The following is a 21,269-nucleotide window of genomic DNA, read 5'->3' as shown; positions in this document are numbered from 1 at the left end:
AATAATAGCTGCTAATGCCCTTTCTGCAAGGGCTAAAGCCCTTTTATTCTTGTAAAAGCCGCTTCAGGTAACGCCCGGTGTGGCTGTCCGGGTTGGCGGCGATGTCTTCGGGCGTTCCGACCCCGACCACCGTGCCGCCACCGGCCCCGCCTTCGGGGCCCATATCGATCAGCCAGTCGGCGGTTTTGATCACGTCAAGGTTGTGTTCGATCACGACGATGGTGTTGCCGGCGTCGCGCAACTGGTGCAGCACCCTGAGCAGCAAATCGATGTCGGCAAAATGCAGGCCGGTGGTCGGCTCGTCGAGGATGTAGAGCGTGCGGCCGGTGTCGCGCTTGGACAGCTCCAGCGCGAGCTTGACGCGTTGCGCCTCGCCGCCCGACAACGTGGTCGCCGCCTGGCCGAGCTTGATGTAACTCAGGCCGACATCGAGCAGGGTGTGCAGTTTGCGCGCAATCACCGGCACTGCCTTGAAGAACTCAGCTGCGTCCTCCACCGTCAGATCCAGCACCTGGGCGATGTTCTTGCCCTTGTACTGAACCTCCAGCGTCTCGCGGTTGTAACGCATGCCCTTGCAGACGTCGCAGGGCACGTAGACATCGGGCAGAAAGTGCATCTCGACCTTGACCACGCCGTCGCCCTGGCAGGCTTCGCAGCGGCCGCCGGCGACATTGAAGGAAAAGCGCCCGGCGCCGTAGCCGCGTTCACGCGCGGTGTTCATCTCGGCCATCAGTTCGCGGATCGGCGTGAAGAGACCCGTGTAGGTGGCCGGGTTGCTGCGCGGCGTGCGGCCAATCGGCGACTGGTCCACATTGATGACCTTGTCGAAATGTTCGATGCCTTCGATGCTTTCGTGCGGCGCCGGCTCTTCATGCGCGCGGTACAGGGTGCGCGCGACTGCCGCGTACAGCGTGTCATTGACGAGGGTCGATTTGCCGGAGCCCGACACGCCGGTCACGCAGGTCAACAGGCCGACCGGGAAATCGACGCTGACGTTTTTGAGGTTGTGGCCACTGGCGTTGATGATGCGGATCGCCTGCATGTCGCCTTGCGTGCGCAGGTGTTCGGCCTCGCGCGCGGCACGTTTGATGCCCGCTGCGCTGGGCGCAAATTTCGAGGGCTTTTTCGGATCGCGGTAAGGCGCCTTGACGACCGTCGGCAACCACGGCGTGCGGCGCTTGGGCACGGCGATGGCGAGGGTTCCCGCCAGGTATTTTCCGGTCAGGGAGTTTGGGTTGGCGAGTACGTCGGCATAGCTGCCTTGTGCCATCACACGCCCGCCGTGAATGCCGGCACCCGGCCCCATGTCGATCACGTGGTCGGCGGCGCGGATCATGTCTTCGTCGTGTTCGACCACCAGCACGCTGTTGCCGATGTCGCGCAAATGTTTGAGTGTGCCGATCAGGCGATCGTTGTCGCGCTGGTGCAGGCCGATGCTGGGCTCGTCCAGCACATACATCACGCCGGTCAGCCCCGAGCCGATCTGCGAGGCCAGGCGGATGCGCTGCGACTCGCCGCCCGACAGCGTTTCTGCGCTGCGGTCCAGACTCAGGTAGTTCAGGCCCACATCGTTGAGAAACTTCAGGCGCAGGCCGATCTCGCGCACTACTTTGCCGGCGATTTCGGCTTTCGCGCCTTCCATGCTCAGCGTGTTGAAGTAGTCGAAGCTCTCGCGCAGCGTGATGTTGCTGATCTGGTAGATCGCCTTGCGCCCGGCGGCGCCGACCAGGTAGACATGGCGGGCCTCGCGGCGCAAGCGCGTGCCTTCGCAGTCGGGACAGGGCTGCAGGCTGCGGTAACGCGCAAGTTCTTCGCGCACGGCGGCTGAATCGGTTTCGCGATAACGCCGCTCGAAGTTGGTGATCACACCTTCGAAAGGATGTTTCTTCGTGTGTTTTTTGCCGGCGTTGGCGCCCGAGTCGAGGATGTAGCTGAATTTGATCTCTTCGTCGCCCGAGCCGTGCAGCACCACCTGCCGCACCGCGTCCGGCAGCTTTTCAAACGCGGTGTCGATGTCGAAGCTGTAGTGTTTGGCCAGGCTTTCGAGCATGGAAAAGTAATAGGCGTTGCGCCTGTCCCAGCCCTTGACCGCGCCGCTGGCCAGACTCAAGGTCGGGAAGGCCACCACCCGGGCCGGGTCGAAAAACTCCATGTGGCCCAGGCCGTCGCAGCTCGGGCAGGCGCCCACCGGCGAGTTGAAGGAAAACAGGCGCGGCTCCATCTCGCTGAGCGAGTAGCTGCAGACCGGGCAGGAAAACTTGGCGCTGAACAAGTGTTCCTGGCTGGAGTCCATTTCCATCGCAATCGCCTTGCCGTCAGCCAGTCGCAGCGCGGCCTCAAAACTTTCGGCCAGGCGCTGCTGCATGTCGGGTCGCACCTTGAGGCGGTCGATCACCACATCAATGTTGTGTTTCTCGGCCTTCTTGAGCTTGGGCAGCTCGTCGAACTCGTACGCCTGGCCGTCGACGCGAAAACGCACATATCCCTGGGCCTGCATCTCGGCAAACAACTCGACAAATTCGCCCTTGCGCTCCCGCGCCACCGGCGCCAGGACCATCAGTTTGGTGTCTTCCGGCAGGGCCAGCACATGGTCCACCATCTCGCTGACGCTTTGCGCCTGCAGCGGCAGGTCGTGATCGGGACAAAAAGGTGTGCCGGCGCGCGCAAACAGCAGGCGCAGGTAATCGTGTATTTCGGTGACGGTGCCGACGGTGGAGCGCGGGTTGTGCGAGGTCGCTTTCTGCTCAATCGAGATCGCTGGCGACAGACCTTCGATCATGTCCACATCGGGCTTGTCCATCAGCTGCAGAAACTGCCGGGCGTAGGTGGACAGGCTTTCGACATACCGGCGCTGACCCTCGGCGTACAGCGTGTCAAACGCCAGCGAGGATTTGCCCGAGCCGCTCAGGCCGGTGATGACCACCAGCTGGTTGCGCGGAATGTCCAGGTCGATGTTCTTGAGGTTGTGCGTGCGCGCGCCGCGGATGCTGATGCGTTGCGCCGCCAACTGATTGGCCCCCACGCTTGCCACTTCGTGTGCTGCACTGCCCTCCGGGGGGGCTGGACTTGCTTGGGGCGGCCCTTCGCTGCGTCCGGCCAGGGAGCGGCTGGCATCAGGTTCGGCCGCCACCGGGCCGGCAGCGGCTGCGAGGTATTTGACGTCGTTGGGAGAGTTCACGTGTAGGGGCGCCGCAAAACCCTCCATCATAGACGCGTGTGGGGGTTTTGACACCGTGGCCACCGGTGGCCTTCGGGGCGATGCCGCGGCCCGGCGCAACGGCGCGTTTCCTGCTTGCAGCCAGGAACCTGGGAAAACGACCCGCAATTCAAAGACAATAGCCCACCGCTACGCTGGTTTTTCTGCCCGTCTTCATTTGTGAACCACTTCGCCTGACCGTGTCTCCTGCCCCTTCCTACCCCATGACCGCCACCGAGCGGCGCGCGAGCGCCTCGCTGGCCTCGATTTTTGCGCTGCGCATGCTGGGGCTGTTTCTGGTGCTGCCGGTGTTTGCACTGGAAGCCGCGCGTTACCCCGGCGGGGACGACCCGGCGCGTGTCGGGCTGGCCATGGGCATCTACGGCCTGTCCCAGGGCCTTCTGCAAATCCCTTTTGGCATGGCTTCGGACTGGTTGGGGCGCAAGAAGGTGATCGTGGCTGGCCTCGTGGTGTTTGCACTGGGCAGCTTTGTGGCGGCCTGGGCGCCCGACCTGACCTGGCTGATTATCGGCCGCTCGCTGCAGGGTGCCGGCGCCATCTCGGCGGCCGTGACCGCCTTGCTGGCCGACACCACGCGCGACGAAGTGCGGACCAAGGCGATGGCGCTGGTGGGCGCCAGCATCGGCTTGATGTTTGCGCTGTCGCTGGTGCTGGCGCCGCTGCTGACCGCGCAGATCGGACTCGCCGGTCTGTTTGGCTTGACCGGCGCACTGGCAATCGCCGGCATCGCGGTGGTGGTCTGGTGGGTGCCGCCCGAGCCGCTGCTGCACGTGAATCGGCCGCGCGGTAGCCTGGCCGAGGTGTTGAGCCACCCGGCGCTGCTGCGGCTGGACCTGGGGGTTTTCATATTACATGCAGTGCAACTGGCCATGTGGGTGGCCATTCCGGCCTTGCTGGTGCAGGCCGGGCTGGCCAGCAGCAGCCACTGGCAGGTTTACCTGCCGGCGGTGCTGGCTTCCTTTCTGGTCATGGGATGCACGCTGTTTCCGCTCGCAAAACGGGGTTACCTGCGTGGCGTCTTCCTTGGAGCGGTGGGCCTGATCGCGCTGGTGCAGTTCGGGCTGATGGCCGCGTCCGTTCAGGGCGCGCCCTCGCTGGCGGGTCTCGGCGTGCTGCTTTTCCTGTTTTTCTGCGGTTTCAATATCCTCGAAGCCTGCCAGCCGAGTCTGGCTTCGCGCGTGGCACCGGCCCATTCGCGCGGCGCGGCGCTCGGGGTTTACAACACGCTGCAGTCGCTGGGGTTTTTTGCTGGTGGCGCGCTGGGCGGGTGGCTTGCCAAGACGGCCGGTCCCCAGGCGCTGTTTGCGGCCTGCGGCGGCCTCATGCTGCTCTGGCTGCTGGTGGCCTGGCCGATGCGTGCGCCCCCACGTTCGCTCCCTGCGGGTAGCTCTCTGCCCCCCGAGGGTGCTAATTTTCCTAGGGGCGGCCCGGCAGAAAATTCCGCCCTGCCGCCAACCGCCGAATCAGCGGCGGTACAGCCAGTTAAACTGTGAAAAATTAGGAGAACATGCCATGGCATCCGTCAACAAAGTCATCCTCGTCGGCAACCTGGGCCGCGACCCCGAAGTGCGCTACATGCCCAGCGGCGACGCCGTGGCCAATATTGCGCTGGCCACCAGCAGCAAGTACAAGAACAAGGCCGGTGAAATGGTCGAAGAGACTGAATGGCACCGCATCAGCTTTTTCGGCCGCCAGGCTGAAATCGTCGGTGAATATCTCAAGAAGGGACGCTCGGTTTACATCGAGGGCCGCCTGAAGACCCGCAAGTACACCGACAAGGACGGCGTGGAGAAATACGCCACCGACATCATTGCCAGTGAAATGCAGATGCTTGGCAGCCGCGAAGGCATGGGCGGCCCCGGCGGCAACGATGGCGGTGACGAAGGCGGCGAGCGCCAGTATTCGCGTCCACCGGCCGCCGCGCCGCGTGCCCCGGCCGCGGCCCCACGGGCGCCCGCTCCAACCAAGGCCGCTAGCGGGTTCGACGACATGGACGACGACATTCCGTTCTGATCCTCCGGTTTCCGGTATTCCTTCTGCCCGGCCTGCGCTTTGCGCACACCGGGCAGATGCATTTTTTAAACAACGCTTTGTCTCCCGCCGCCGTGAGGCTGTGTAGGCGCCGGCCTTGTTCTGGCGCGGCGACCTCTTTCAGCGCGTTTTGTTGGCTAGGATGAAATCCCCTGCCAACATGACCTGAGAAGCCCCCATGCGCCCTGAACCACGATCGAACGATATCCCTGCGACTCGGCCGCTTAAGCGCATGGCTGGGCGCGGCCCTGCTCGCCACCGCAGGTCTGGCGCCGGCGCAGGCCAACACCGACCCCCACAGCGATCTGCTGAGCACCCCCGGCAGTGCCGGCCTGGGCCTGGCGGTGCGCGCCGAGCAATCGCCTTATGTCGGCGGCGGCACCCGTTATGACCTGCTGCCGCTTTACCTGTACGAGGGCAAACGTGTGTTCCTGCATGGCAGCCGCGCCGGGCTCAAGCTGCTCGACGACGGCGCTCAGCGTGTCGATATCTTTCTGGACCAGCGCTTCGAAGGGTATGCCGACGACCGGATTCCGCCCAGCCTGGCCGGCATGGCCGAGCGCGGCTCGGGCCTGGACGCCGGTGTCTCTTACCGCTACCGTCAGCCTTGGGGCACGGTGCAGGCCGAGTTTTTGCAGGACGCCGCCGGATTTTCCAAGGGCAGCGAGCTGCGCCTGTCCTATGCCTACGACTGGCGCTCGGGTCGGCTCGCGCTGCGGCCCAACCTGACGGTGGCGGCGCGCAGCGCCAAGCTCAACAATTACTACTATGGCGTGCGGCCCGGCTAGGCCATGGCAACGCGGCCGGCCTATGAGCCCGGCAGTGGTATCAACACCACGCTGGGCCTGTACGCTACTTGCGAACTGAGCGAAGGCTGGCGCCTGCTCGGTGGCGTGACTCGCACCTTTCTGGACGACAAGGTCAAGGCCAGCCCCATCATCGGCCGGTCGGCGCAGACCGGAGTGTTCATCGGCGCCGCCTATGACTTCGGCACCTACAAGGGCCAATGGGCGCAGGAAGCCAGCTCACCGACCTATTTCAAGCTGCTGTATGGCAAGTCGACCAAAGACGGTTGCCACTTGGCGAAAATCATTACCTTGCGCTGTGCCTCCACGGCCAAGGTCAACTCCACACGCATTGCGGGTGTGCAGGTCGGAAAACCCTTCATCGAGCAGCCCAATGGCTGGCCGCTGGACATCGTCGGTTACGTCGGCCTGCTGCAGCACGACGACCGCGGCCTGGCCCCCAACGGCATGCAACTCGACGCTTTCATGAAGGCTTATTACTACGGCTTCCCCTGGAGTGACCGGGTCAAGACCCGGCTCGGCCTCGGCGTGGGCGTGGGCGTGTCGCTGGCGCAGCGTGCACCTTATGCCGAATCCAGCAGCCAGGCCGCACGCGGACGCTTAACCTCGCGCCTGCTCAACTACCTGGACCCGAGTATCGACTTCAGCTTGGGCGACCTGATCGGCCGCCCCGGCCTGAAAGACACCTACCTCGGCTTCGGCGTGTCGCACCGCTCGGGCATCTTCGGCTCGTCGCGCCTGCTGGGCAATGTCAACGGCGGCTCCAATTACATCTATACCTACGTCGAAACCGTGTTGTAAGTTGTGAGGGTCATTTGCTATTAAAACAATAGCTGTTCACGCCTATCCGGCATGGGCTGAAGCCTGTTTTCTTTTATGAAAATTGATACGGATTCAGCCCAGATTCTGCACGTTGCTCGACGCAATGACGCCGCCGCCCAGGCAGACATCCCCCTGGTAAAGCACCGCCGACTGGCCCGGCGTCACCGCCCATTGCCGCTGTTCAAAGCGCAGCCCGGCTTCGGTGGCTGCGGGCGCGACCAGCGTGCAGGCCGCATCCGCCTGCCGGTAACGCGTCTTGGCCGCCATCGTGCCGGCTTCGGGTGGCGCACCCGCGACCCAGCTGCAGTCCTGTACCTGCAGTTCGGTGGACAGCAGCCACGGGTGGTCGTGGCCCTGCACCACCCACAGGGTGTTGCTGTCCATGTCCTTGCGCGCGACAAACCAGGGCTCGTGGTCGCCAGCGCCGCGCTGGCCCTGCGCCTGCAACGCCTTGAGTTCGGCGCCGCGCGCTTTCACGCCGCCTATGCCTAGGCCCTGGCGCTGGCCCAGGGTGTAAAAACTCAGGCCCACATGTTCGCCGAGCACGCGACCTTTGTCGTTTTTGATGGGTCCCGGCGCCTTGGCAATGTAGCGATTCAGGAAGTCGCGGAAAGGCCGCTCGCCGATAAAGCAGATGCCGGTCGAGTCTTTTTTCTTGGCGTTGGGCAGGCCGATCTCGTTGGCGATGCGCCGCACCTCGATCTTTTTGAGTTCGCCAACCGGAAACAGTGTGCTGGCCAGTTGCGCCTGGTTCAGGCGGTGCAGAAAATAGCTTTGGTCTTTCGCCGGATCCAGGCCCTTGAGCAGCTCGTGGTGACCGGCGGCTTCGTTTTTTCGCACGCGCGCGTAGTGACCCGTCGCGATCTTCTCGGCGCCCAGGCGCATCGCGTGGTCGAGGAAGGCCTTGAACTTGATCTCGGCGTTGCACAGGATGTCGGGATTCGGCGTGCGGCCGGCCTGGTACTCGCGCAGGAACTCGGCAAACACCCGGTCCTTGTAGTCGGCGGCGAAGTTGACGTGTTCGATCTCGATGCCGATCACATCGGCCACGGCCGCAGCGTCCACGAAGTCGATGTTCGACGAGCAGAACTCGCTGTCGTCGTCATCTTCCCAGTTCTTCATGAAGATGCCGATGACTTCGTGCCCTTGCTGTTTAAGCAGGTGCGCGGTCACCGCGGAGTCCACGCCCCCGCTCAAACCGACCACCACACGCTGCTTCGCTACCTTGCCCATGGGTCGATTATCCCGGGACGGGGATCTTATTGCTGGAGGCTGGCCAATACCCGGTCGACCATGACGCCGGCCTGCCCGAGGCTGTTCATCGGGTCGCAGAAGGTGGTCAATTGTTCGCGCGTCACGTGTTTGGTGATTTCCGGGTGTTCGGCCAGCAGGTCGATTAGCGGGCGTTGTTGCCGCAGCGCGTCACGGCAGATGTCGTAGACCAGGTCGTGCGCGTATTCGCGGCCGATGTAGGGGCCCAGGCCCATCATCACGGCCTCCGACATCACCAGGCCGTGGGTCATGTCGATGTTGCGCCGCATCTGCGCGGCATCAACCTCCAGCCCGGCCAGGATGAACTTCGTCTGCTTGAGCGCGCCCGAGGTCAAGCAGAAAATTTCCGGCATGGCCACCCATTCGATCTCCCAGGGACCAGTCGAGCGTTCGTGGTCGGCCACCATGGCGTCCATCAGCGAGGCCGCAAGCTGGCGCACCACCGAGATGTTGGCGTGGATGTAGAGGCAGGAAATCGGGTTGCGTTTTTGCGGCATGGTCGAGGAGGAACCGCGCCCCGGCGCAAACGGCTCGAAGACTTCGGCCACTTCGGTTTGCATCATCAGCTTGACGTCCATCGCAATCTTGCCGAGCGAGCCACCGACGATGCCGAGGAAGGCGCCGACCTCGGCAAAGTTGTCGCGCACCGTGTGCCATGAAATCAGCGGCTGGTCCAGGCCCAGCTCCTTCATCAGGCCGGCCTGGGTTTCCATCGCGCCCTTTTCAAGCGACGACAGCGTGCCGGATGCGCCGCCGAACTCGCCGACCAGCACGCGCGGCTTCAGTTGCGCGAGCCGCTCGCGGTGCCGTTCGATGCCGGCGAGGATGCTGGCCATCTTGTAGCCGAAGGTGATGGGCGTGGCCTGCTGCAGGTTGCTGCGGCCGATGATGGGCGTGTCGCGGTGCTCGCGCGCCAGTTTGGCCAGCGATGCGGAAATGTCTTTCAGGTCTTCCTCAACCAGCGCCAGCCCTTCGCGGATTTGCAGCACGGCGGCGGTATCTGTGATGTCCTGCGTGGTCGCACCCCAATGGCAGTATTCGCCGAGCTTGTCCTTGCATTGCGCATTAATCTGGTTGACGACGGCAATGATGGGGTAGCCGATCTGCTCGGTCTTGGCCTTGAGTTTGACCCAGTCGATCTGGCTCAACTCGCAGTTTTTGACAATCTCATCAGCGGCGTTCTGCGGAATGATGCCGAGCCGGCCCTGCACCCTGGCCAGCGCACGCTCGATGTCGAGGTATTTGGCGGTGCGGTTCTCGTCCGACCAGACGTAGCGCATTTTTTCGTCGCTGAACATATCGCCGAATATTTTTGAATCAATGATGCTTGCTGCCATTTGGTGCTCCGTTGGATGGTTGTTTGAATGCTCTGTCGTTTAAGTAGTAAGGCCGGCCAGCGCAACGATGCGCTGGGCCTTGAGGATGGCCGGGCGGCCCACCATTTTTCCGTCGACCTGTATCGCCCCTCTAGCGCCCGTGCCACAGGCCTGCAGCCCCCGATCTGCCCAGTCCAGTTCCTGCGCGCTGGGCGCCAGCGCCGCGCGGACGGCGGTGACTTGTGAGGGGTGAATGCACATCTTGGCGCCGAAGCCCAGGCTGCGTGCGTGGGCCATGTCGGCGCCCACTTTGGCGGCGTCCAGGTCGGGCGTCACGCCCGCCACGGGTGCCGCCAAACCCGCAGCCCGCGACGCAACTGCCAGTTGCGCTGCGGCGTAGTCCAGCGCCAGGCTGTCCGCCGGGATGTCCAGGTCGGCCATGTAATCGATGGAGCCAAAGCCAAGCCGCGTCACGCCGGCAGCGTGCGCGATCTCGCCCAGAGCCAGCATGCCGCGTGCGGCCTGCGCCTGCGCGGGAGAGGCCAGTGTGATGGAAAGACTCGCCAGCAAGGGCGTCAGCAGCAGGGACAGGGCGGGGGAGCCAGACAACATACAAATCTTCTGGGATTGGAAGCAGATGCCGCAATCGTGTCCTTATCCAGCGTCGCAGTAAAGTGCAATTTTTGCTAAGATTAGTGCGTGGCACGCATCAATTTTGATTTGCAGCAATTGCAGGCTTTTGTGGCCGTGGCCGAACGTGGCAGTTTTCGCGCTGCGGCAGAGCAAATTCATCTTTCGGCGCCGGCGCTGAGCCGGCGAATCGACAAGTTGGAGACCATTCTGGGAGCCCGTCTGTTCAACCGCACCACGCGCGAGGTGGATCTCACGCCTTTGGGCCGGGTCTTCTTGGAGCGCGCGCGGGCCGCGCTGGATGACCTGGAGTCGGCCATGCTGGGCATCTCGGACATCGCCGCCAGCCGCAGCGGCCGGGTCACGGTAGCCTGCGTTCCCTCGGCGGCGATCAACTTCCTTCCGTCGGTGGTCAGTTCTTTTTCCGCGCGTTATCCGCTGATCCGCATACGTGTGGTCGACGAGGCGGCGGGTCTTGTGCTGGCCAGTGTGATCTCCGGCGAGTCCGATTTCGGTATCACTTTCATGAGCAGCTTGGTGCCTGGTGTGGACTTCGACCCGATTCACACCGACCCCTTCGTGCTGGCCGTGCGCCGCGAGCATCCGCTTGCTGCGCGCAAAAACCTGGCCTGGTCTGAGCTGGAAGGCGAGCGGCTGATTGCTGTGGCGCGCTCCAGCGGCAACCGCCAGGTGCTCGACGATGCGCTGGCCCAGGCCGGCGTCAATCCGTCCTACCGTTTTGAAGTCAGCCACATCGCCACCCTGCTGGGCATGGTGGACGCCGGGCTCGGCCTGGCGGCGGTGCCTCGCTTGGCGCTGCCGTCCACCCACCCCACGCTGGCTGGCGTGGCGCTGCGCCGGCCAGCGGTGTCCCGGGTGCTGGGCCTGGCCACCCGTCGCGGCGCTGCCCTGCATGCACCCGCCAGGGTGTTCCACGACTACCTGCGCGCCGCGCTCAAGGCGCGGCGCTGAAGCTCAGGAATTTGGCAGAAAAACCGACGGGTCCGTGGTGACCAGGTCCAGCGGGTAGCGCCGACCGGCCAGGTAGTCTTCCATGCAGGTCAGCAGCAGCGGGCTGCGGTGCAGCGGAACGCAGGCCCGGATTTCGTCTGGGCTGAGCCACAGGGTGCGCACAATGCCTTCGTCGAGCGCCTGCCCCACCACTTCGTCTCCCAGCGAGCCGCAAAACGCGAAACGCAGGTAGGTGATGTCCAGTACTTTGTCCTGGCCGGGCACGCTTTTCTCAAAGCGCGACATGTAAACGCCGACCAGTGCGCCCGGCGTGAAATGAAAGGCGGTTTCTTCCAGCGTTTCGCGGATGCAGGCCTGAACAATGCTTTCACCTGGGTCAAGATGGCCGGCCGGGTTGTTCAGGCGCAGTCCGTCCTGCGTGTGTTCCTCGACCAGCAGGAATTTACCCTCGCGTTCGAGGATGGCGGCAACGGTGACACTGGGTTTCCAACGTGAGTTCATGCGCGCATTATCCGGTGCCGTACCGTCGCGGTTACTGCGCGGCCAAAACAGCGCGAAACTCATGTAAGCTAGCCGCCAGCTTCAATTTCACGTAGAACTACTTACACGCAACGAGGAGACACCCATGCGAATTGGGGTACCAGCCGAAATCACGACAGGGGAAACACGTGTCGCCGTGACGCCCGAGACGGCCAAAAAACTCAAAGCCCAAGGCCACACGGTCGTCATCCAGTCGGGTGCCGGTGTGGCCGCCAGCGTTCCCGATGAAGCTTATGTAGCGGTCGGCGCTGAAATCGGCGATGCTGCCTCCGCCTACGGTTGCGACATCGTGCTCAAGGTGCGTTGCCCGCTGGACAGCGAGATCGGCCTGGCCAAAGCCGGGTCGGTGCTGGTTGGCATGCTCAACCCGTTTGATGCCGCCGGCCTGCAACGCCTGGCCGCGGCGCAACTGACGGCGTTTGCGCTGGAAGCCGCACCGCGCACCAGCCGCGCGCAAAGCATGGACGTGCTCTCCTCGCAGGCCAATATTGCTGGCTACAAGGCAGTGATGATGGCGGCCAACAGCTACCAGCGCTTCTTTCCGATGTTGATGACTGCCGCCGGTACCGTCAAGGCTGCGCGCGTGGTGATTCTGGGCGTTGGCGTGGCCGGCTTGCAAGCCATTGCCACGGCCAAACGCCTGGGCGCGGTGATCGAGGCCAGCGATGTGCGCCCCAGCGTCAAGGAGCAGGTCGAGTCACTGGGCGGCAAGTTCATTGACGTGCCTTACGAAACCGATGAAGAGCGTGAAGCGGCTGTTGGTGTCGGTGGTTACGCCAAGCCGATGCCGCCAAGCTGGCTGGAGCGGCAAAAGGCCGAGGTTGCCAAACGTGTGGCCCAGGCCGACATCGTCATCACCACCGCACTGATCCCGGGCCGCGCCGCCCCGGTGCTGGTGACCGAGGACATGGTCAAGGCCATGAAACCCGGCAGTGTGATTGTTGACCTGGCCGCACCACAGGGCGGCAATTGCCCGCTGACCGAAGCCGGAAAAACCGTGGTCAAACACGGCGTCACGCTGATTGGCGAAACCAATGTGCCGGCGCTGGTCGCCGCCGACGCCAGCGCGCTCTACGCGCGCAACCTGCTGGACTTCCTCAAGCTGGTGATCAGCAAGGAAGGCACGCTGACCGTCGACCTTGAAGACGACATCGTGGCAGCCTGCCTGATGACGCAGGCCGGCGAAATCAAAAAGAAATAAACACTTTCAGGGCAGGCGACAACGCCACCCGACCAGGAGAAAAGACCATGGATGCCGTGTCACCCACCATCATCAACCTCATCATCTTTGTGCTAGCCATTTACGTGGGTTACCACGTGGTCTGGACCGTGACGCCTGCGCTGCACACACCGCTGATGGCGGTGACCAACGCGATCTCGGCGATTGTCATTGTTGGCGCCATGCTGGCAGCCGCACTGACCGTCACGCCGCTGGGCAAAACCATGGGCGTACTGGCCGTGGCGCTGGCCGCGGTCAATGTGTTCGGCGGCTTCCTGGTCACGCGCCGCATGCTGGAGATGTTCCGGAAAAAAGAGAAGAAAGCCGTTGCGGCTGACGCAGCGGGCTCGGGAGTGGCCAAATGAGCATGAATGTTGTCACGCTGCTGTACTTGGTGGCTTCCGTCTGTTTCATCCAGGCGCTCAAGGGCCTGTCGCATCCGACCACTTCGATTCGCGGCAACCTGTTCGGCATGGTCGGCATGGCGATTGCCATCCTGACCACGGGCGCCCTGATCGTGGAAATTTCCGGCGGCAAGGCCGTCGGCATGGTCTATGTGCTGGGCGCATTGCTGGTTGGCGGCACCGCCGGCACCCTCATGGCCAAACGTGTCGAGATGACCAAGATGCCCGAGCTGGTGGCTTTTATGCACAGCATGATTGGCCTGGCGGCGGTGTTTATCGCCGTGGCCGCGATGGCCGAGCCAGATGCCTTTGGCATCGTGGCCCAAGGTTTGGGCACGGCGGCGATTCCGGCCGGCAACCGGCTTGAGCTTTTCCTCGGTGCGGCCATCGGTGCCATCACCTTCAGCGGCTCGGTGATTGCCTTCGGCAAGCTCAGCGGCAAGTACAAGTTCCGCCTGTTTCAGGGTGCGCCGGTCACTTTTGCAGGCCAACACATGCTCAATCTGGCACTGGGCGTCGCCACATTGGCGCTCGGCCTGGTGTTCATGTTCACTGGCAACTGGACCGCATTTTTTGCGATGCTGGCGCTGTCTTTTGTGCTCGGCGTGTTGATCATCATCCCGATCGGTGGAGCTGACATGCCGGTGGTGGTGTCCATGCTCAACAGCTATTCGGGTTGGGCTGCGGCCGGCATTGGCTTCTCGCTGAACAACGCCATGCTGATCGTTGCTGGTTCACTCGTCGGCTCGTCGGGCGCCATCCTGTCCTACATCATGTGCAAGGCGATGAATCGCTCCTTCTTCAACGTGATCCTGGGCGGCTTTGGCGGCGAGGCCGGTGCGGTAGTCGGCGGCGCCAAGGAGCAGCGCCCGGTCAAGTCGGGCTCGGCCGACGATGCGGCTTTCATTTTGGGCAATGCCGAAACCGTGATCATCGTGCCGGGTTACGGCCTGGCGGTGGCGCGCGCGCAGCACTCGGTCAAGGAGCTCGCGCAAAAACTGATTGACCGGGGTGTCAACGTCAAGTACGCGATTCACCCGGTGGCCGGCCGCATGCCCGGCCACATGAACGTGCTGCTGGCCGAAGCCGAGGTGCCTTACGACCAGGTGCATGAAATGGAAGACATCAACGCCGAGTTCGGTCAGGCCGACGTGGCCATCATCCTGGGCGCCAACGACGTGGTGAATCCGGCCGCCCACGTCAGGGGCAGCGCGATCTACGGCATGCCGATTCTCGAGGCCTATAAGGCCAAGACTGTCATCGTCAACAAACGCTCGATGGCGGCCGGTTATGCCGGCCTGGACAACGAGCTGTTTTACATGGACAAAACCATGATGGTGTTTGGCGATGCCAAAAAAGTCATCGAAGACATGGGCAAGGCCATTGAGTAAGAAGCCGGCAGATAACACTTCCTGCTGTTTTAAAAACAGAAATTAGAGGGCTTGCCCCCCTGATTTCCCGGTTTCCTAGGGAAAACGCAATAACCCGACAGAGGGTTGCGCCGTGAAAATTCGTGGCAGTAGTTCAATCGTAATCTGGAGAAGACAAGCATGAATGCATCCACCCCTGACCGCCCCTGGCTGAGCGCCTATCCGCCGGGTGTGCCCACCGACGTTGACATCTCCCAATACACGTCCCTCGTCGCACTGATGGAAGAAAGCTTTGCCAAAAACGCTTCGGCGGTGGCCTACAGCTTTATGGGCAAAGACGTGACTTTCGGTCAGACCGACAGCCTGTCGCAGGCTTTTGCTGCCTACCTGCAGGGCCTCGGCCTGGCCAAGGGTGACCGTGTCGCCATCATGATGCCGAATGTGCCGCAGTACCCCATCACGGTGGCCGCCATCCTGCGCGCCGGTTATGTCGTGGTCAATGTCAACCCGCTGTACACCCCGCGCGAGCTCGAGCACCAGCTCAAGGACTCAGGCGCCAAGGCGATAGTCATCATTGAGAACTTCGCCAATACGCTGGAGCAGTGCATCGCCAATACGCCGGTCAAACATGTGGTGCTCAGCGCCATGGGTGACCAGCTCGGCATGCTCAAGGGCGCGCTGGTCAATTACGTGGTGCGCAACGTCAAGAAGATGGTGCCGGCCTTCAACCTGCCCTCGGCCGTGCGTTTCAACGACGCCGTGGCCCGCGGTACGCGCGCCACGCTCAAGCGCCCCGACCTCAAGCCCGATGATGTGGCAGTGCTGCAGTACACCGGCGGCACCACCGGGGTGTCCAAAGGTGCAGTGCTGCTGCACCGCAATGTGATTGCCAACGTGCTGCAGTCCGAGGCCTGGAACGGCCCGGCCATGGCCAGCATGGAAACCGGTGTGCAGCCGACCTATGTCTGCGCGCTGCCGCTGTATCACATCTTCGCCTTCACCGTGAACATGATGCTGGGCATGCGCACCGGCGGCAAAAACATCCTGATCCCGAATCCGCGCGACCTGCCGGCGGTGCTCAAGGAGCTGGCCAAGCACAAGATTCACAGCTTTCCGGCGGTCAACACCTTGTTCAATGGCCTGGCCAACCACCCCGACTTCAACACCGTGGACTGGTCGCACCTGAAGGTGTCGCTGGGCGGCGGCATGGCTGTCACGAGTGCGGTGGCCAAGCTCTGGCTGGAAAAAACCGGCTGCCCAATCTGTGAAGGTTACGGCCTGTCGGAGACCTCTCCGTCGGCAAGCTGCAACCCGACCAACAGCAAGACCTTCACCGGCACCATTGGCGTGCCGATTCCCGGCACCTGGTTCAAGCTGCTCGACGATGACGGCAACGAGGTGCCCAACGGCCAGCCCGGCGAGATCGCCATCAAGGGACCGCAGGTGATGGCCGGTTACTGGCAACGTCCTGACGAAACCGCGAAGGTCATGACGCCTGACGGCTACTTCAAGTCGGGCGACATCGGCATTGTTGACGAGCGGGGCTTCTTCAAGATCGTCGACCGCAAGAAAGACATGATTTTGGTCAGCGGCTTTAATGTTTACCCGAACGAGGTCGAAGACGTGGTGGGCGGTTTGGAAGGCGTGATGGAATGCGCCTGTGTCGGCGTGGTCGATGACAAGTCGGGCGAAGCCGTCAAGCTGGTCATCGTCAAGAAAAACCCGGACCTGACGGAAGCCCAGGTGCGCGAGTTCTGCAAGACCAACCTGACCGGCTACAAACAGCCCAAGGTGGTGGAGTTTCGTACAGAGCTGCCCAAAACGCCGGTCGGCAAAATCTTGCGCCGCGAACTGCGCGACAAAAAGTAGGGCGGGAGACCCCCCTTCAACAAAGGCGGCTTCGGCCGCCTTATTCTTTTCGGGCAAACTTGCGGCAATGACAACGACCGCTATCCTCAGTGCTCTGGCCGAAGAGCAGCAGGGTCTGATTAAGCTGCTTGAGCATCCGCAAAAAACCCGCCACGCCGGGCGCGACTTCTGGCGCGGCCGGCTGCACGGCCAGCCGGTGGTGCTGGCCCTGTCGCGTATCGGCAAGGTGGCGGCGGCGACCACCAGTGTGGCGCTGATCGAGCGCTTCAAGGTGGGACGCATTGTGTTCACCGGCGTGGCGGGCGGCCTCGGTGAGGGTGTGACTGTCGGCGACGTAGTGGTGGCCAGCGAGTTTGTTCAGCACGACATGGATGCCTCGCCGATTTTCCCGCGTTACGAGGTACCGCTCTATGACCAGAGCCGATTCGTCTGTGACAAAGCGTTGACAGCTTTGCTGCTGCAGGCCAGCCGCGCCGGGCTCGAAAGCCTGGCCCTGCCGACGAAGGCCTTGCTGCATCACGGACTGGTGGCCAGCGGTGACCGTTTTGTCTCCGGGGCAGCCGAGTCGCGGTCCTTGCGTTCAGCGCTTGGGCTGGGTGGGCATGAGGTGCTGGCCGTAGAGATGGAAGGGGCGGCGGTGGCGCAAGTGTGTTTTGACTACGGCCTGCCGTTTGCGGCGGTGCGCACAATTTCCGACTGTGCCGATGACACGGCGCATGTGGACTTCCCGGCCTTCGTCAAAGACGTGGCCAGTTTGTATGCCCAGGCGATGGTTCGGCACCTGTTGGCGTTGCTGTAAAAGCGCGCCGCAAAGTGGCCCATCACAACCGTCAAAGCTGGATCAGGCGAATCGCTTTGCGCGAACCGTCGCTCATGTCCTTGACCGCCTGTAGCAGCTGGTTCAGATACGACTGAGCCTCGGATTGTTCCAGCCGGGCGGGCTGCGCCATGTAGCCAATTGCGATGTGAAAGACCAGCGGGTCGGCGCCGGGCAACTCGCGTGACGGACGCAAACCGCTGGCCAGGATCTTGGTCGCCACGTCGTTGACCGAGTCGCTGGTCATCGGTCCTTCCATCAACAAGGCAAACTGGCTGTCGCCGACGCGGGCCACGGTGTCGGTTGTTTGCGCCGCCGCGCGTATTCGCGAGGCGGCCATCACCATCGCGCGGTCGCCGGCCTCGCGGCCATGCTCTTGCTGCAAGGCGGCGAAGTTGCTCAGGTTGATCAGCAGCAGCGCGCAGGGTTGCTGGTAACGCCCGGCTGTGCTCAGGACCTGGCGCAGTTTGCTGACCAGCACCCGGGTGGATCTGAGGCCGGTCAGCGGATCGGTCGTGCGCAGTGCGGCAGCACGGGTTTCGGGTTCGCGCCGCTGCGTTACGCGGCGCAGGAGGCCGTAAAACAGGATCGGCAGCTCCAGCGCTGAACCCAGCAGCAAGGCATGTTCAGTCAGGAAACTGGCTCTGAGCAGGCCCATGTTGCGCGCGAGCGGGAACAGCGAGGCGACGATGATGGGAAGAAATCCTAGCGCGAGCCAGCGCGCGTGCCGGTCGCCCTCGAACAGGGACACGCCGACCACCAACAGCAAGGCGACGATGCCGGTACTCACGAGCACATTGGCCACGGAAAAACTCTCAACAGTCGGGACAGTGCCATCGATCAACGCGATGCCCAGCAGCAGGCCAAACATGGCCATCAAAAACCAGTCCAAAGCGCGGGAGAAGCGCCGAGGTGTGGTGACGGTGCGAACAAACAGCATGGCTGTTGCGGCGGCTGCCAGCGGCAGTGCGAATACGGCAGGATTGTTCAGCGCCGGCCGTTCCGGCCACCAGTAGAGGCCGGCAATACCGGTGAAGGCGACTTGCGAAGCTGCAAAGGTGGACACATAGACGGCGTAGCTCGCAAAACCCCAGTCGCGGTAGGCCACCGCGTTGATCAGCGCCAGCAGACTGACCAGGAAGGCCAGTCCGAAGTAGGCGCCCAGCAGCAGGTGGTCAAGCTGGCGCGCGGCGGTGAGCCGGGTGTCTGAAACTGCGCGCGGGACCGCCGAGAACGGGACACGCGCGTGCTCAATGCGCAGGTAATAACGCACGGGCTGGCCTTGTTCAGGGCTCAGCGACAGTGCAGGGAAGCGGCCCGGAACGGGCCAGGCACTCATGGGCAGGGTGTCTCCCGCCTGCTGCACCACCCAGCGCCCGAGGCTGTCGCGGTAATACAGGCTGATCTTGTCCACTGCAGCCATTGGTAGCTCCAGTTTCCAGTGATCGCGCGGGTCGTTGACCACGGCGTCAAAGCGCAACCAGAGTGCGGCGTTGTCCAGCGCCTGTGGCTTGCCGGCTTGCAGCGGCGTGAATCCCGGGGGCTGCGGGCCGGCCTCCACCTTCTCCACAGGGGTCTGGCCCCCTGGATCCAGCCAGGTGTCCACTGAGGCCGCCAGGCTGACGGGGCCGGGGTGGACACCCAGCGTCAACAGCTCGGCGGCAGCGGCGGGGACGGCCAACAGGCTCGCCTGCAGGCAAAGCATGGCCAGCACCGCCTTGGCGAAGGCGACGAGCGCTCGTCCGGCGGTCAACTTGTTAGCGGCTCCCACAGACGCGTATTGTGCAGCAAGCGTTTTTTGACAAGAGCGCTGGCGGATTGCCGGGGCTGCCAGCTTGACCGGCGGCGTACCGTGCCAGGGCTGCTGGCATCCGGCGCCGAACCGGCGTTTCAGACGCTACTGATTTAATAGCTGACTACGCTTGCTCAACATGGGCTACAGCCCGATTTGATCAGGAATTTGCGATACAGACGCGCAGCACTTCCTGACCATACGCTTCGAGTTTTTTGACACCTATGCCGCTGATACCTTCCAGGTCGGTCAGGGTCTGCGGTGCGCGCTCGGCAATGGCGCGCAGGGTCGCGTCGTGAAAGATCACAAAGGCCGGCAGGTTGTGCTCGCGCGCCACCTCGGCGCGCCAGGCCTTGAGTCGGGTCAGGCGCTCCAGCGCGCCGGCGTTGAGTGAAGCCTCGGCCAGACCTTTGACCGAGGTCTTGGTGCTTTTTTTGCGCCGCTCGCCCGCGCCGCCTGCGGCCTGCTCGCGCAGCAGCAGGCTGACCTCGCCCTTGAGCACCTGGCGCGCGTCGGGCAGCAACTGCAGGGTGTTGAAGGCGTCGGGATCGACCCGCACCATGCCTTTGGCGATCAGCTGGCGCAACACGCCGCGCCACTGCACTTCAGACAGGTCGGCGCCTATGCCGAAGGTGCTGAGTTTGTCGTGGCTGTGCTGCAGCACTTTTTCAGTCGCCTTGCCGCGCAGGATATCCATCATGTGGCCGGCGCCGAAAGTGATACCGCTGGCCTGCTGCACGCGGTAAATGCAGCTCAGCATCTTGCGCGCGGCTTCGGTGGCGTCCCAGACCACCGGGGGCTGCAAACAGTTGTCGCAGTTGCCGCAATAGCTGTGAGCCCCCACGCTTGCCACTTCGTGTGCTGCGCTGCCCCCCGAGGGGGCTAATTTTCCTTGGGGCGGCCCGGCGGAAAATTGCTGGCTGTCCATGGTTTCGCCGAAATAGCGCAGCAAGCTGGCGCGGCGGCAGCGCGTGTCTTCGGCCAGGCTCAAGAGCGCGTCCAGCTTGCCGCGCATGACCTGTTTGAATTCTTCGCTGGCCGTCTCGCTGGTGTCTATCATGCGGCGTTGGTTCACCACGTCCTGCAGGCCGTAAGTCATCCAGGCGTTGGCCGGCAGGCCGTCACGGCCGGCGCGCCCGGTCTCCTGGTAATAACCTTCGATGTTTTTCGGCATGTCCAGGTGCGCGACAAAACGCACGTCCGGCTTGTCGATGCCCATGCCGAAGGCAATCGTGGCCACCATCACCATGCCTTCTTCGCGCAGGAAGCGGTCCTGGCGTTGTTGGCGCAGTGCACTGTCCAGGCCGGCGTGGTAGGCCATGGCTTTGAGTCCCGCGTCCTGCAGCATGTCGGCAATTTCTTCCACCCGTTTGCGCGACTGGCAGTAGACGATACCGGCCTCGCCCGCATGTTCGCTTTCGATGAAACGCAGCAACTGGCGCGTGGGTTCCAGCTTCTCAACGATGGTGTAACGGATGTTGGGCCGGTCAAAACTGCTGACAAACTCGCGTGCGTCCTCCAGCTTAAGCCGTTCGATCATGTCCTGGCGTGTCAGCGCATCGGCGGTTGCCGTCAGCGCAATACGCGGCACGTCGGGGAAGGTTTCGTGCAGCAGACTGAGGGATCGGTACTCGGGCCGGAAGTCGTGGCCCCACTGGCTCACGCAGTGCGCCTCGTCAATCGCGAACAGGCTCAGCAGGCCGCGTTCGTGCAGCGAGCCGAGCAGGCCCTTCATGCGCGGCGTATTGATGCGCTCCGGTGCGGCGTAAAGCAGGGTCAGCTCGTTGCGCAGCAGCTGTTTTTCAAGCGCGCTGCTTTCTTCCTGCGTCTGGGTGGAGTTGAGGAAAGCCGCGGACACGCCGGCTTCATGCAGCGCGCCGACCTGGTCGTGCATCAGCGCAATCAGCGGCGAGATCACCACCGTCACGCCATGGCCGGCGTTTTGCCGGGCGATGGCCGGGATCTGGTAACACAGCGACTTGCCGCCGCCGGTCGGCATCAGCACCAGCGCATCGCCGCCGCCGACCACATGTTCGACGATGGCCTGCTGGGGCCCGCGGAAGTCGGAGTAGCCGAAAACCTGCCCCAGGATGTCCAGCGGGGAGGGGTGGGTCGAGGTGTACGGCAAGGTGGGGTGTATCAGGGCAGAAAAAAAATGCTATTGAATAAATAGCTGTGTACGCCCGCTGGGT

The 21,269-nt window shown here is 63.2% G+C and carries 15 protein-coding genes and 1 pseudogene; 9 read left to right on the top strand and 7 right to left on the bottom strand.

Features of this window, described 5'->3' with window-relative positions:
- Positions 1-43: 43 nt before the first annotated feature.
- Positions 44-3,031: an excinuclease ABC subunit UvrA gene (uvrA, locus tag IEX16_RS03465; RefSeq protein WP_188707166.1), complete on the bottom strand. Its 2,988-nt coding sequence runs from the start codon at positions 3,029-3,031 to the stop codon at positions 44-46.
- Between the two features lie 389 nt (positions 3,032-3,420).
- On the opposite strand from uvrA, the gene IEX16_RS03460 reads away from it, so the two are divergent.
- The 3 genes and pseudogenes from IEX16_RS03460 (at position 3,421) to IEX16_RS03450 (ending at position 6,855) form a co-directional block, all read left to right on the top strand.
- The gene (locus IEX16_RS03460) at positions 3,421-4,710 is read left to right on the top strand and encodes an MFS transporter (RefSeq protein WP_188707163.1); all 1,290 of its coding nucleotides are present in this window, start codon (positions 3,421-3,423) and stop codon (positions 4,708-4,710) included.
- 19 nt (positions 4,711-4,729) lie between these two features.
- Complete coding sequence (gene ssb, locus IEX16_RS03455; RefSeq protein WP_188706640.1) at positions 4,730-5,230, top strand: single-stranded DNA-binding protein; 501 nt, start codon at positions 4,730-4,732, stop codon at positions 5,228-5,230.
- A 362-nt stretch (positions 5,231-5,592) separates the two neighbouring features.
- A pseudogene (locus IEX16_RS03450) lies at positions 5,593-6,855 on the top strand (MipA/OmpV family protein).
- 93 nt (positions 6,856-6,948) lie between these two features.
- On the opposite strand, the gene mnmA reads toward IEX16_RS03450, so the two are convergent.
- The 3 genes from mnmA to IEX16_RS03435 are packed head-to-tail and all read right to left on the bottom strand — an operon-like array spanning position 6,949 to position 10,076.
- A complete protein-coding gene (mnmA, locus tag IEX16_RS03445; RefSeq protein ID WP_188706638.1) occupies positions 6,949-8,109 on the bottom strand; it encodes a tRNA 2-thiouridine(34) synthase MnmA in 1,161 nt (386 codons plus the stop codon).
- Positions 8,110-8,135: 26 nt separating this feature from the next.
- On the bottom strand, positions 8,136-9,485 hold the full coding sequence (pcaB, locus tag IEX16_RS03440) for a 3-carboxy-cis,cis-muconate cycloisomerase (protein ID WP_188706636.1): 1,350 nt from the start codon (positions 9,483-9,485) through the stop codon (positions 8,136-8,138).
- A gap of 39 nt (positions 9,486-9,524) precedes the next feature.
- On the bottom strand, positions 9,525-10,076 hold the full coding sequence (locus IEX16_RS03435) for an aldolase/citrate lyase family protein (RefSeq protein ID WP_188706633.1): 552 nt from the start codon (positions 10,074-10,076) through the stop codon (positions 9,525-9,527).
- Positions 10,077-10,163: 87 nt separating this feature from the next.
- Between IEX16_RS03435 and IEX16_RS03430 the strand changes: the two genes are divergently transcribed.
- Entirely contained in the window at positions 10,164-11,066 is a 903-nt protein-coding gene (locus IEX16_RS03430) for a LysR family transcriptional regulator (RefSeq protein WP_188706631.1), read from the top strand.
- 3 nt (positions 11,067-11,069) lie between these two features.
- Here IEX16_RS03430 and IEX16_RS03425 read toward each other — a convergent pair whose 3' ends face one another.
- Complete coding sequence (locus tag IEX16_RS03425; RefSeq protein ID WP_188706629.1) at positions 11,070-11,567, bottom strand: NUDIX hydrolase; 498 nt, start codon at positions 11,565-11,567, stop codon at positions 11,070-11,072.
- Between the two features lie 124 nt (positions 11,568-11,691).
- On the opposite strand from IEX16_RS03425, the gene IEX16_RS03420 reads away from it, so the two are divergent.
- The 5 genes from IEX16_RS03420 (at position 11,692) to IEX16_RS03400 (ending at position 17,267) form a co-directional block, all read left to right on the top strand.
- Positions 11,692-12,807: a Re/Si-specific NAD(P)(+) transhydrogenase subunit alpha gene (locus tag IEX16_RS03420; RefSeq protein ID WP_188706627.1), complete on the top strand. Its 1,116-nt coding sequence runs from the start codon at positions 11,692-11,694 to the stop codon at positions 12,805-12,807.
- A gap of 47 nt (positions 12,808-12,854) precedes the next feature.
- A complete protein-coding gene (locus IEX16_RS03415; protein WP_188706625.1) occupies positions 12,855-13,190 on the top strand; it encodes an NAD(P) transhydrogenase subunit alpha part 2 in 336 nt (111 codons plus the stop codon).
- On the top strand, positions 13,187-14,620 hold the full coding sequence (locus IEX16_RS03410; protein ID WP_188706623.1) for an NAD(P)(+) transhydrogenase (Re/Si-specific) subunit beta: 1,434 nt from the start codon (positions 13,187-13,189) through the stop codon (positions 14,618-14,620). The genes IEX16_RS03415 and IEX16_RS03410 overlap by 4 nt, the downstream gene beginning before the upstream one ends.
- A gap of 159 nt (positions 14,621-14,779) precedes the next feature.
- Complete coding sequence (locus tag IEX16_RS03405; RefSeq protein WP_188706621.1) at positions 14,780-16,468, top strand: long-chain-fatty-acid--CoA ligase; 1,689 nt, start codon at positions 14,780-14,782, stop codon at positions 16,466-16,468.
- A 67-nt stretch (positions 16,469-16,535) separates the two neighbouring features.
- Entirely contained in the window at positions 16,536-17,267 is a 732-nt protein-coding gene (locus IEX16_RS03400) for a 5'-methylthioadenosine/adenosylhomocysteine nucleosidase (protein ID WP_188706619.1), read from the top strand.
- 31 nt (positions 17,268-17,298) lie between these two features.
- Here IEX16_RS03400 and IEX16_RS03395 read toward each other — a convergent pair whose 3' ends face one another.
- Entirely contained in the window at positions 17,299-19,038 is a 1,740-nt protein-coding gene (locus IEX16_RS03395) for a sensor domain-containing diguanylate cyclase (RefSeq protein WP_188706617.1), read from the bottom strand.
- Positions 19,039-19,237: 199 nt separating this feature from the next.
- Positions 19,238-21,205, bottom strand: coding sequence for a RecQ family ATP-dependent DNA helicase (locus tag IEX16_RS03390; RefSeq protein ID WP_229676148.1), 1,968 nt, complete (start codon positions 21,203-21,205; stop codon positions 19,238-19,240).
- Positions 21,206-21,269 lie beyond the last annotated feature (64 nt).

The sequence above is a fragment of the Polaromonas eurypsychrophila genome (genome assembly GCF_014641715.1).
Lineage (GTDB): Bacteria > Pseudomonadota > Gammaproteobacteria > Burkholderiales > Burkholderiaceae_C > Polaromonas > Polaromonas eurypsychrophila.
The sequence above is the reverse complement of the archived record's forward strand: the minus strand, read 5'-3'. Positions and strand labels throughout refer to the sequence as shown.